This is a genomic window from uncultured Veillonella sp. (assembly GCF_938010505.1).
GTDB lineage: Bacteria > Bacillota > Negativicutes > Veillonellales > Veillonellaceae > Veillonella.
The window spans coordinates 1-13821 of the sequence record NZ_CALLVP010000131.1; the positions used below are offsets into that span (position 1 = coordinate 1).

The window sequence follows — 13821 nt, forward strand, 5'->3', positions numbered from 1 at the left end:
CGTCGATTTCAATAATTACATTATTTGGATCTTGTTCACCTGGCAACATACGAACATTTACGTCATCAAAGAAGCCTAAGTTGTATACGCGTTCTACAGAACGACGTACCAAGAATTTATTGAAAGGTTTACCTTTCTTTTGAACAAATTCACGAGTAATAACTTTATCGCGAGTTTTCTTGTTACCTGCAGGAATGATATCTTCTACAATACCTTCTACGATATGAACATGAAGCACACCTTGATCATCTACTCGAATACCATCTACGTGCGCTAACATATAGCCATCACGAGCGTATGCGGCGTTAATACCCTGAATTTTTTGTCCTACGGATACAGAGTTAAGAACTTGACCTGGTTGAATATCCATGAACTTAGTCAGTACTTCGGAGCTATATACAGTATTACCTTCAAAGGAAACGCCTGTAGTAACTGGGTTTACTGTTACAGCAAAGTCCAATTTAACACCTTCAGGTACAGTTGTAAATACAGGATTTACTTCAGAGAAATAGCCAGTATTACCAAGGTTGGTTACATCTTTAAAAACGCCATCAACAGATACTGCATCGCCAACTTTTTCGGTTAAAATCGGTAATAAATTTGCTTGTTGCTCAGCGGTAACACCAGAAATAGACAAACCGGTAATTAATTTGCCTACATAGGGATTAACAGCTTCTGCACTAGCAGAAGTAACATATTGAGCCTCTACCGTTGTAACAGCTTGAGTTTGACCATTTTCAGCAGCCTTATCAAGATCAGTACCACCAGTAGTTTTAGATACCATTTTTACTTGTTTATCATCAGTTTTTAAAGCAGCATTATTTACTGTAACAGTTCCGTCAGAACCTTTTACTACAGTACCGTCACTAGATATAGTGGTATCACCACGAGCAGCTAAGATAGCCGCATCAGTTTCATCTTGTATAGTTGTAGTAGTTGCATTAGCATTATAAACAGCTTGTGTAGTAGCTGCATCATTGACTGTAGCAGCACTAGTAGTTGTTGTGCTATTTAAATCTGGAGTATAGCCAGCTTGTACCTCTGCAGCAAATACACTGCCTGTCCCCATGACAGCGGTCAACACGGACGCTGCAAGCATACTTTTATAAGCTTTTGGTTTAAACATAAATTCCTCCTAGAACTCATCCCCATAAAGAGTTTACATCTTATTTATAAAGACTAATAAATCTTTATTATTATAGCATAAATTGCTTGGAATGAGTACTATATTAAACAAATTTTATGAAATTAATATGACTAGAATGTGCATACCTAAGGGATTTGCACATTCTAGTCACACACTTAGAAGCTCCGTGTCCAACGACCACCTATATAATTGTTCCCTTTTGATGTACGCCATCCGGTGAACTTGAGATTTCGTTTAACAGAATATTCTATACCGTATTTATTTTGTTTGTTATTAATACCTTGGGAATAGGTCAACATAACTCTAGGTAATACATATTTACCGATTTCAATATTATAGTTACTTGCCGTTTCCTTATTGGTTGGCTCATCAGGATCAATCGACCCTGTTGTAATATTGATGCGATCTAAACCAAGAGTATTTTGTAAGGCATCTTGTACATAGCCAAAAGCAAACATTTGAAGTCCTGCTGTAGCCACCGCATTCACATCTTCGTTTGTCAAAGTGCTACTATTTGAATCAGCCCCCCGACCAAAGGTCAACATTGAAATGATCTGTTTTCTAGACAATGTAGGATTAGAGGACAACGATAAGTCCATATGATCCACAGTCCCTTTAACACCGAGCATAATAGTATAATTACTTACATTTGTTTCAGCCTCTAATTGTAAGTTCGGCAAATAAGAACCGCCTACAAAATGGGCATTCCCTTTTGTAATATTAAATACATGGCTCAAGTACTTAAACGTGCCATTTCTAACATCGAATTGACCGCTAGCAGTTGGATTTTGTAAAGAACCACCAAAATGGACGTCACCACTGATAAACATGTTATACAAGGTACGATCATATAAACGTACACCTTTTCCAGCATGAACAGTAACGTCCACACCCATATTATTGGTACTTTCACTAGATTCCAAGGAAAGCGGAATTTTGAATTGAATCTTTTCAAGATTTAAAGTGCCTATGAGCGTAGGTAATCCATCTCGGTCAGCAATATAGAGTTCACCATTCAACGGTCCTCTTACATATTCACTGCGAACCTCTAAGTCATCTAACTGAACTGCAGCCTTGTAATTAGTAAGTGTATGTCCAGACCAATTCACTTTAGCAGCTAAACCAGCGGACCCTTTCCCCATATTGATACGGGATTGGAAATCACCTTGTTGACCAGAGAAAATTAAGTCTCCATCAATACCAGTAATTTGATTTTCTACGCTTGCCAATTTCATCGTGCCATTGCGGACTGATACCGTACCATACGCTTCAGGCTGATCAATAGTGCCTGTAATGTGAACCGTACCTTTTAACGGACCTGTTGCCTCCTTAACACTAGTGGTAACGAGAGGAATAACGGCCATATTGGCTTCGTTAAAATCAATAGTTACATCCATAGATTTACTGTCATTTGCGGGAATATAACCAGAAGTAAAGATTGCCGCTAATGGAATCTTACCGTAGGCACTAAGTTTATAACCACTTTTAGCCCCTTGAATTCTTTGAATTTGAATGACTTGATCTTGCATTGTAGCAAGTGCAAAACCTTCATCAATGCCAACGCCATTAAAGGACCCTGACTCTACAGCACCAGATAATTCCACTTTAGGATTCTTAGTTTCCCCAGTAATATTTACAACACCAGTCACCCAACCAGTAGCTTGAATATCTTTACCTACAAGCGGCAAGAACGGTACTATATCAACATCCTTTAAAGCCACTTGTAAGTCCGCTTGACCATCAAGATCCAGCGTCCCCCCCACTGCAATGAGGCCTTCACCAACAGGTAGTTTTAAAGTTGTAACTTTAAATTTACGATTAGCAAGACTTGCATTGATAGTTGCATCACCAACAATCTTATCATCAATGCTTACATCGCTAATCTTACCGGTTACATTAACGCTTGGATTATCATGTGTACCACCGATTTCAACAGAGCCATTTAATTTCCCATCAATATGTTCATTGGAGCGGTCTAGCAAGGTTAATAAATTCTTTACTCTACCATTGGTTACATCTAACACACCAAATAGTTGTTTACTATCGTCAAGCTTCATTCCGCCTTTTGCAACATAGCGACCGCCATCGGCTTCAGCGAAGGTAAAATCTTGTACATTCACAACCGATTTATCCACATAAACACGACCATGAATATCATGCAATAACTCCCCATTAATCGATAGAGCATCAGATGAAATATAGCCATTGAATTGAGGATTATCCATAGATCCAGTAATATGTCCACGGCCAGATAATAAACCATCAACTTTATAATCTGTATTAATGAGCAATCTGCCCATATCAATTTTTTTGCCTTCAAAATCTACATTAATGGCTTCTTTAGAAACTGTACCGCCACCCGTGATAGTTGCACCATAGCCTTCAATATCAAATCTATAAAGCTCTAATGTATCATTCTTATAATTATATTTTGCAAATGCATTGGTCACGAGTTTTCCATAAGCAGAACCATCCCACAAATGAGCGCGACCTTCTATAATCGGATTTGCTGCCGTACCTGTAATATGATTGTCCGTTTCAAACCAGCCTGTAATAGGAACATCTGTAACAGTACGAAGCACATTTTCAATACGGGCGGCACGAGCCCTTGCGTTTAAATCTAATGCATCTGTATTAAGGTTATACCAGCCATTAACATCGTAACCACCATCTGCATCACCAATATGACCATTTGCAATAGTAAGAATATGATTGTCTATCTTAACATCACCATGAATACTATTGAATCGAGCCCCTTTATAGTGTACCTCTTGCCCCCATACGGTGCCCGTTACATTTGGATTATCTAATGTGCCTTTTATCGCAAAAGAAGTGTTCAAAGTGCCATCTACGTCATGACCAATAACAGGACTTAACGATGTCAACGGCAAAGCATTACCGGAAATAGTGGCATCCACATTACCATTTTGGATATAGCCATAACCGCTAAGCGCTCCATCCCCTATAGTACCTACAACGGTTATATTTGTGCGATTATCAGCATGTGTAAAGTTAGCTTTTGCAGTATCAACCACAACACCGCGAATGCCTATTTGACGACCTTCAACGGCACCTACTACGTCTGTAACTTGATTATTTTTTCCTAGGATACGAATCTCACCATCGATATTGCCTGTAATAGGTGTGGTCATATCTTTTGTGAAAGTACCTAAAGGCAAATTGTGAGTCTTTATAGTAGCATCAAAATCCCCTGTATCAACTACATATTGACCTTTAACCTTTGCACTACCTTCACCCACAGACAAGCGAGCATCATCAGTTCGAACTAAACCGTTATCATATACAACGTCGCCTTGTAAACGATCAATATAGTAACCCTTATAAGAAATACCATCACTAGCAATCGTTGCATCTACGCGAGGAGATACTGTCGTACCACCAATATGTGCACGTCCACCTACAATACCAGTAACTCCAACATCCGTTATCGCTTCTAAAGCTACTTTATCAGCCACAATATTAAGATTTAAATGCTCTTCCTCTTTACCCAGTGTAACTAAGCCATTTACCTTAGCTACTTGATCATTTACGCGCCAAGAACTACGACTAATAACGATTTGATCATTATTAAGCATAATGCGACCTGTACCCTCGGTAATATTATAAATTGTATTACCCCATTTATAAGTACCGGTTAAGCCTTTAAAGCCTACATTACCACTCATAATGTATTTGCCATCTTCACTTTTAACATTTAGATGTAAACCTTGTAATTTACCACTCGTTACAAATATATCCTTACGAAGTGGAACAAAACTCATGATACCAGCAGTATCAATTTCGTCAGCTTGTACAAAGAGATCAAAATTAGATACATTGTTCATATCAATGTTGCCATTTACAGTAATTGCGGAGCCGTCTACATCAGCAGTAAAAACGCCCTTGGACATGCCGCCCATATTAAGCGCCATGGTCCCATCAAGATTTTCTACGTTCCTCTTTATTCCATCTTTAGTACGTAGCGCTATGTGACCATTATTAATAGTCACAGAGCCATCAAAAGTACCCGACTTATTTGGATCGGATGGTTTTACCAACTTAGCTATACTCCACGACCCATCAGCTAGTTGCCATATATGAAGATCTGGCGCTTCGACGATTACACTAGAAATAGCCGTAGCCCCTGAGGTGTTACCGCCAATAATATTAGGTAAAGAAGATAACTTAACCCCTACAGCAACCTCATGAGCAGTTCCAACTAAATGTCCATTCCTATCTTTGATAGTCACATCTGTTAGAACAACATCACCATTCCAATTAATACGGAGAGAATCATAATCTACTGATCCGTTTATGGCATTATTTACTTGTTCTTTCATCATAGGTGCAACGTAAGTGTGAGCGATAGGATTGATACTAGCACCAATACCAGACAGGCCTAAAATCGCTGCACCTATAAGGAACCACTTTTTACGGGTCATAATGATACTCCCATACACATTATGAATAATATAAATATATATACTAATCTTACCACAGACACAGTAATAACTATAGTATTTTAAGGGTAAATTTTATAAAACTAATATATTTTCTCAGCAATCAGTTTCTACAATAAATACATATTTAATTTTATTAACCACTACATAAACATAAACTTTGTAACACCACATGAAATATACATATAAAATATAACCCTATCAAGAACACTCATTGTCTATAATGTCCACTACAAGAAAAAAGACGACCGAAGTCGTCTTTTTAAGGATCGAATTATTGGTTGCCACTTAATTTTGCCAATTGTTCAACAGCACCACTATTAGCGATAACTTCAGCACCTTGACCTACAGGTGTAGACAATGGAACACCTGTTAATTGTTCAAGAGCCGCAATGCTAATATTGTAATTGTAAAGAGCTTCTACATAGTTATTACGAGCTGTTGTCAACTTAGTTTCTGCATCAAGTACATCAAGGTTCGTACCAACACCTGCACGGTAGCGAAGCGTAGCAATACGGAAGCTTTCTTGACCTTGGGCAACTGCAGTTTGCGTACTTTGAATTGTTTGTTCTGCAGAACGTAGATTCAAGTATGCTTTTTGTACGGCTAACAATACAGCATCAACAGATGCTAAATTAGCCTCTTTTGCTTGTTCAAGTTGCGCATTTGCTTTTTTAATAGCATTTTGTGTAGCGCCACCATCCCATAAGTTCCAAGTAGCACTAGCACCAACACTCCAGGACTTTGTACTTGTACCAAAGTATCCATCTGGGTCACCATAACCACGACCGGCTTTTACAGCTACAGTCGGCATATAACCTGCCTTAGCAGCTTTTACAGCTTCTTCAGCGGACTTTACATCAAGAGCTGATTTTACGAGAGCGGAACGATGAAGCATAGCATATGCTTTTGCTTGTTCCAAAGTTACATTGTAAGGTTTATATTGTAAATCACGCTCCGCTGTGGTTATAGCTGTTTGTGCAGGGTATGCAATAACTTGATTCAAGCTAGCCTCTGCTAGATTCGCAGCATTTTGTACTTTAACAAGAGATGTTTTAGAATCATCAAGATTTGTTTTAGCGGCCAATACATCTGAATTTGCTACTAATCCGACATTATATTGTGCCTCTACATTTGTCACATGGCCTTGATAATCTTTAACAGCTTGTTGTGCCACATCTACCATATTACGGCTCATAATCAATGTATAATAACCACTAACGGCATCATATTTTGCTTGTTGTAAAGCCTCTTCATAGCTAGCGCCAGTACCTTCACGAGTATAACGTGCAGCATCAATATTCGCATCAATTTGAGGACTAAATACAGGAGCACTAATAGAGAAGTTGTGGCTACCAGTTTTGCCACTACCAGTATCGCCACCCGTTCTTTGAGCACTCCAACCATAACTAACACTTGGATTTTTACTAGCTGCCACTTCACTTACCGCAGATTTTGCAACTTCATAACCCCATTTAGTCTGTTTAGCTGTACGGTTATTAGCTAACGCTAAATCAACAGTACGAGCTTCGTTTAAAGCTATTGTGTGTTCATAAGTTTTACTATCTAAAACAGATTTGTCTGCTAATTGCTTTTGTGTTAATTGAATGGCTTCTTTTTGATATTTGCTTAATTGATCTCCGTTATTAACGGATGTCGTTACTACATCAGCGGCGAACGCACCAGTAGTAGCTAATGAAAGCATTACACCTAAGGAAAGAACTTTTTTATTCATAATATGTACCTCCATACTCATATAGAGTAAATGTGTTAGTCATTAGAATACTTGTTTAATACCGAAATAGGTACCTCCATTCGCAGAACTGAATGGTCTGGTCATTTGAATAACGCCATAGGTATCTTTATGTAAACGTATATCACTACGAATACGATATTTACGATGATTAAGGTCATATACCGCGGCAGACAAAGATACTGGACCACGTAGGTTATAATCTGCACCGAGACCCAATTCACTTTCAAAAATACCGCCACGTACCAACCATTTAGAACTAATAAATTTACCTGCATTTAAATCAAAGTTAGTATCATCTCCCAGATTAGAAAGGCCAATTTCAGCCATCCCTTTATTATTAAAGGCACGAACTCGACCATTCACACGGAATTCATTATCCGTTGTGTTATATAGCAAATCTACAGATGGTTCAACCTTAGTGGATGACTTTTTTTCAGTCATACCAACCTCTACAATATTTCCATTTGCATTCGTTTGGTAAGCCTTACCACCCATCAATTTATTGATGCGTGCTGAGATTTGCGCCGTATTATGTAGAGTCTCCTTAATATTATCTTGTGCCTTAGGATCTGTTACAGTAGATTCCATGGTACGAGCCATATTATCTACACGATCAGTAGTTTGTTTTAAATTAGTTAAAATAGCACGCATATCATTGCCTGCATTCCCATCAGCATTAAACTGCTGTGCTGCTTGATTTAACTGAGCCGTTACATCCGCCATATTTTGTGTAATAGCCACAGCATTATCAGCCATTACCGCCGTAGATTGCAACGAATGTTTAAGTGCACTTTGAGTTGCTGGATCACCAATAATACTATTGATAGACTGCAACATTTTCTCGGTACCATCCATTAACTTTTGCGCACTTTGCATAGCCTTATCCACAGCATCAGCGCCTTCACCTTTAATGGAGTCACCATCTTGTAAATATACTTTAGACTGTCCTGGTGAAATTTGAATAAATTTATCACCTAAGAACCCATCTGATCCCAAGGAAAAGATGGAGTCACTTGGAATCTGCGTTTTTTCATTAAGTTTCATCTTAACCACAACGCCACGCGGTGTAATTTCAATATCCGAAACAGTCCCAATAGCCACACCAGAATATTTAACCTGATTACCATTTTTTAGACCATTTACTTGAGTGAAATCACCAGTAATTGTCATTTGCGGCTTAGCCCAAATATCGATACGGCCTACAAATAGTATGCCTGCGATAAATAGAACTATACCTATTATTGTGAAAGCCCCTACCTTGGCCTCCGTCGTCCACTTCATTATATATCTCCCATCACAGATACGTTAATCAGTTCTGCCTCACCATGAATAAATTGTTGTACCTTCTTATTTGTAGAATTCTTAAACTCTATTGTATCAGAAATTTCTACAAAACGCCCCTGATCGAGTAAAGCTATGCGATCAGCAACATAAAATGCTGACTGCATATCATGTGTTACAACGATAGAAGTACAACCGAGCCGACTCTGCATCCCCTTAATTAGCATACTAATCGTACCTGATGTAATCGGATCTAACCCTGATGAAGGTTCATCATAAAGAATTAAACTTGGATCTAGTGCTATAGCACGAGCTAAGCTAACCCGCTTTTTCATACCACCAGACAGCTCATTAGGCATATAGGATTCATATCCTTTTAAACCAACCCAATCGAGTCGTTCTGCCACAATGCATTTAATCTCGTCGTTTCCTAACTTCGTATGTTGACGCAAACCAAAGGCTACATTTTCACCTACCGACATAGAATCAAATAGAGCTGAATATTGGAATACCATCCCCATTTTTCTTCGCACTGTATTAAATTCATCTTCAGATAATGTTGTAATATCTGTGCCATCTACGATAATCTGCCCCGATGTAGGACGTTGTAAGCCAATTAGCAATCGAAGTAATGTACTTTTACCACTGCCACTACCACCTAATATAACTAACGTTTCCCCATCATTAATAGTGAGATTAACAGAGTCTAAAATCACACGTGACTCATAGGCAACTACAACATTGCGTAGTTCTATCATAAATCCCTCTATAATATCTACTAAAATAACAATGTAGATAAAAAGTAATTTAATACAAATACTAAAATAATACTAGTTACTACAGAACTAGTAGTGGAGAAGCCCACAGCTTCAGCACCCATTTTAGTTTCCATCCCCTTATAAGCACCAACCAATGCAATAACAGCACCAAACACACTAGACTTTATGAGTCCTAAAGTGAAGTCTGAAATAGTGGAAAACATTTGAATGGAATCTAAATATGTGCTAGGCGCCAAGCCCTTGATAACAGTAGCTACAAAGTAACCACCAGCAATCCCGATAACAACACCATAAAATGCCAAAATTGGCACCATAATCATACAAGCCACTACACGCGGCACTACAAGGTAACCAACAGGATCAACGGCCATAACACGTAGCGCATCAATTTGTTCTGTTACCTTCATTGTACCGATTTCAGCCGTGATGGCGGCGCCAACACGGCCGGCTAACACTACACCTACTAAGATAGGACCCAATTCACGTCCCATAGCTACAGCCATAAGACCACCAACCGTACTTTGAGCCCCATAGGTAATAAGTACATCTGTAATCTGTAAGGTCATAACAGCCCCAGCAAAAAGCAAGGTTAAGCTGATAATAGGCAATGAGTCTACACCAAGGTGAGCCATCTGCTGAAATACATGCCACAGATTAATCATTTTTAATTGTTTTATCGTTTGCCACACTAATAATGTGGCACTCCCCATCTGCGATAGGCCGTTTATGACAGCTCGACCTATCGATTCTAGCCAATTCAACAGTGTATCCCTTTCCCTTACAGATTCAGCTTATTCAGCTGTATTTATTTCACCAACATTAGGCTCATCTTTTTTATCAGCCTCTTTTGATTCCTTTTTGGAGCCCTTTTTAGCTTCTTCTTTATCTGATTTGTCTTTTTTAGATTGATCTTCCAATTCTAACTTGCGTTCCATCTTAATCTGATGTTTCGCTTCTTTGACTCGTTTAGCTAATTCTTTATCGCGATCAGCTGGTTTCATTACATGAATTGTAAATTGACCATCACCTTGCACGATGTACTCAGTATCAACGGCAGTTTTTTCAAGTTTTTTATCATCATCCTTACCAGAGCTCAAATCTTCTTGACCTGTTTTTTTCTTTACATCCCCTGGCATAGGTTTTGATTCTACATCTTTAAGCTTAGCCTTTTTAACGGATTGAGAGCCATCTTCATCAACCAAGCTGATGCCATCTTCCAAAAATTCTACAACGATTTGATTATTTGTATCGGTCTTTTGAATTTCATCATACAGCTCGTCAAAATCTTTATGAACTTTCAAACGACGTAAAATTTCATCTGTTAAATTATACTTTTGCTTTTCCAATACGTATGGCAATGGAATTTCACCGCCACCACGCACCTCTAAGGTATACTTACCAATAGCTTGGTCTTCAGGTACCTTAAAGAAGATCTGTTTAATAACTTTTTCACCGCGGAACGGTTCTAATGTTACATCTACTACGATAGTATCCCCAGGAGAAACTACAGTAGACGAAGCCGAAGCATCAATAAGTTTTGCTGTTTTCTTATCTTGCGTTACGTTAGTTTCAACCGTAATATCAGAAATCTCATAATTAATGAATCGGTTGTTCATAAGCACATCGATAACATTATAAAATTCATCAACGGCTTTCTCACTAACGGAATCAGAACTGTAGAACATATTTGTCCGCGTTAACGGCTTATGTTCTTTCCCTTTAGGTGTGATAGTATAAGAAATTGTGGCTGTACCAGCGCCACTGCGATCCAATGTTTTATTCAACATATTATACAAGGCCGTAGCTGCTAGAGTTGGTGTCATTTCACCATCTTCAATAACCTTTACAGAGCTAGTTCTATCACGTCCCATATCAAGATCTTTTAAATGGAATCGCAATGGAATACCAGGAGAAATCACGCCAGATACGCCGGCAATGCCTGCCCCTCTATCTTCAGTAACTGAGCCTATTTCTTTCCCCATAGAGCCAAGTTTAAAAGCAGCATTATAGCTTTTTACAACGGTAAAGATACTTGCATTGTGCATGAAGTAATTAGATGAACCATGTTTTAAGAATGGATGACCAAAAGCAACAACCTTTTCACCATCTACATGAGTCACAGTACCAATAGCGCCCAATTTGAGGTCACCATCAACTAACAAAGCAGCTACAGAGCCGCCAGCCTCTAGTGGTTTTGCAATTTCATCACCACTAGCACTTGCCGTATCATATGTTTCATATTTATATTGTGGTAGCTTGGATTTAAAGTAATCCATTGATGCCGCATCGAAGCCATAAGCCATGAGCGGAGTGCCTAAAGGAATCAATTGTGTATCATCCCAAGGTTTAGATAGGTTTTTCTCATACGGAATATTCCATAGTTTGACCATATCCTCAATAGGAGTAATCATCCCTATAGTACCATCCGCAAATCCCCAGCCATAAGCAACAGCCCCAACGAGTTTACCATTTATATATACAGGGCTACCACTCATACCATGAGCAATACCACCGGTTTGATCCATAACGGGACCGGAAAACTTTGCTAAGATAAGATGACCAGATGGTCCCTTATCCTTCATGACACCCAGTACCTTTACATCAAAGGTCGAAATGGTATCCCCTACGATTACAGTTTTTGCAATACCTTCCATACCTGTTGTTACATCATTGACAGGCATAAAATCAATAGCCTGTGCAGTTGTAAGTGAGGTACAGAAGAAAAGCGCCAGTATCGCTTTTCTATACCGACGCCAAGAATGAGAAAACTTCATTCCTTCTCTCCTTTATTTACTTTCTACAGTGACAACGATTTGATCACGAGAAACGTCTGAACCCACTGTAACATTAACCGCCGTTACAGTACCAGTTACAGTAGATTTAGCAGCAGCCATAGGACCAGCCAATGTCTCTACAGTCACCAATGTTTGGCCTTCCGTTACAGAAGTACCAACAGAAACCGTAGAAGCAACTTTACCTGTTAATACACTTTGGTATGATACAGGGGCCGCCATTACAGAGCTAACACTTAAAATGCCTAATGCAGCTAAAGCTAACGCTACTCTTTTCATAACGATCCCTCCTTTTACAAAATTGGTTATGTATTTATAGTATACTAAATTATTAGTAATATTTCAAACAAAATTGTATGCAACGAATTCATTTTATGATTACAATATCCTCATAGCTTATAGGCCTAGAAGAGGATTTATGTACATAATCATCATTGATAACTAAATCAATACTACCTTGATTTGATAATTCAGCTCCATCAACAACGCCTAATTTAAACAATAACTGAGCTCCTTCTTTTTGAGTAACCCCTATAGATTGAAGCTCTGATTTATCAACTGTTAATACAACTAAATCATGTTCCTTTGTGGTACCAATATAGCTACGAGCTTTGTTATTAGATGCATCAACGCCCACATAGCGACCATTCTTCATCACCATAGTTCCCACGTCTAAACTAGCTCCACCGGTAGTTCTGACTTGAGCAACTTCTTCCCTATTTTGAATCGTAATAGGTGTCCCTACTTTTAACTTACGTAAAGCATCACTAGATTCACCGTGACCAGATAATACATATTGGTTCTCTCCAATCTTGGAGTTTCCCTTTTGTTTACTAATAACCTTGCCATTCGCTACAGTCACTTCATAACCATAGTCATTGGTCTTTGTAGATGGACCATATGCTGATGTATATAAGGTCATAGCATTCTCTTTACGAGCTGTATCAATAGAGGTAATCACAAAACTTTCCTTTTGTGTTTTAGCTTGAAGCAAAGGTTTTTTCTCTTCGATAAAATATCCTCGATTTGGTGTATATCGCAAAGTGCCACGATTAGAAATGCGCTCTAAATCAATAGCTCCATCACCAGCTACTGAATAAGGTCGTTCAAAACTGCCACCTTTTACCTTTGTCCCAATCAAAGCCGTATGAGCTTGAGAGACAGAAGATAATGTTTTACCTTCTGGAACATGCGCCACCGCCATAGGAGAGTCATTATCTACGGTCAATGCAAAGGCTTGAATTTTCCCTTCAGCTACAGTGTTATTGATTTTGCTATATCTTACAGATTTATTTACATCTTTTGTGGTCTGTTGCGCATAAGCAGAAAATAAATCTACCACTATACGCGACGGTTTAGCTAATGCAAATTCATGATGTTGTACATCCTTATTTGCGGTTAGGGTTACTTGTAAGCCCCCATTAACGGGTTGTAAACCAATGCCTTTAAGAACTCCAGTTTTTTTGTCATTTTGCGATATAGGTCCAGTTAAACCATTTGTAGTGCCCCCTAAGTTAAGCGTAAGGGCATGTGTTTCTTCATTATAAGATCGAGTCCAAGATACAGGCATTTCAGATACATCTAAAACAATTCGGCTTGTGCCTTC

General features: G+C 38.7%; 9 protein-coding genes. All 9 read right to left on the reverse strand.

From position 1 onward, the window contains the following. Positions 1-1126, reverse strand: a 1126-nt coding sequence (locus Q0507_RS08130; RefSeq protein WP_298714908.1) for a POTRA domain-containing protein, incomplete at its 3' end; no start/stop codon positions are given. 176 nt (positions 1127-1302) lie between these two features. Beyond that, the gene (locus Q0507_RS08135) at positions 1303-5589 is read right to left on the reverse strand and encodes a translocation/assembly module TamB domain-containing protein (protein WP_298714910.1); all 4287 of its coding nucleotides are present in this window, start codon (positions 5587-5589) and stop codon (positions 1303-1305) included. A gap of 292 nt (positions 5590-5881) precedes the next feature. Continuing rightward, entirely contained in the window at positions 5882-7342 is a 1461-nt protein-coding gene (locus Q0507_RS08140; protein ID WP_298714912.1) for a TolC family protein, read from the reverse strand. A 42-nt stretch (positions 7343-7384) separates the two neighbouring features. Continuing rightward, positions 7385-8644, reverse strand: coding sequence for an MlaD family protein (locus tag Q0507_RS08145; RefSeq protein ID WP_298714914.1), 1260 nt, complete (start codon positions 8642-8644; stop codon positions 7385-7387). Then, complete coding sequence (locus Q0507_RS08150; RefSeq protein WP_298714916.1) at positions 8644-9402, reverse strand: ABC transporter ATP-binding protein; 759 nt, start codon at positions 9400-9402, stop codon at positions 8644-8646. The genes Q0507_RS08145 and Q0507_RS08150 overlap by 1 nt, the downstream gene beginning before the upstream one ends. Positions 9403-9422: 20 nt before the next feature. Further along, positions 9423-10184, reverse strand: coding sequence for an ABC transporter permease (locus tag Q0507_RS08155; RefSeq protein ID WP_298714918.1), 762 nt, complete (start codon positions 10182-10184; stop codon positions 9423-9425). Between the two features lie 30 nt (positions 10185-10214). Next, positions 10215-12197, reverse strand: a complete 1983-nt coding sequence (locus tag Q0507_RS08160; protein ID WP_298714920.1) for a SpoIVB peptidase S55 domain-containing protein — start codon at positions 12195-12197, stop codon at positions 10215-10217. 12 nt (positions 12198-12209) lie between these two features. Continuing rightward, positions 12210-12494 (reverse strand): biotin/lipoyl-containing protein, encoded by a 285-nt coding sequence (locus Q0507_RS08165; protein ID WP_058948506.1) that lies wholly within the window; start codon positions 12492-12494, stop codon positions 12210-12212. A gap of 88 nt (positions 12495-12582) precedes the next feature. Next, the coding region (locus tag Q0507_RS08170; protein ID WP_298714922.1) for a phosphodiester glycosidase family protein at positions 12583-13821 on the reverse strand (1239 nt) is incomplete at its 5' end.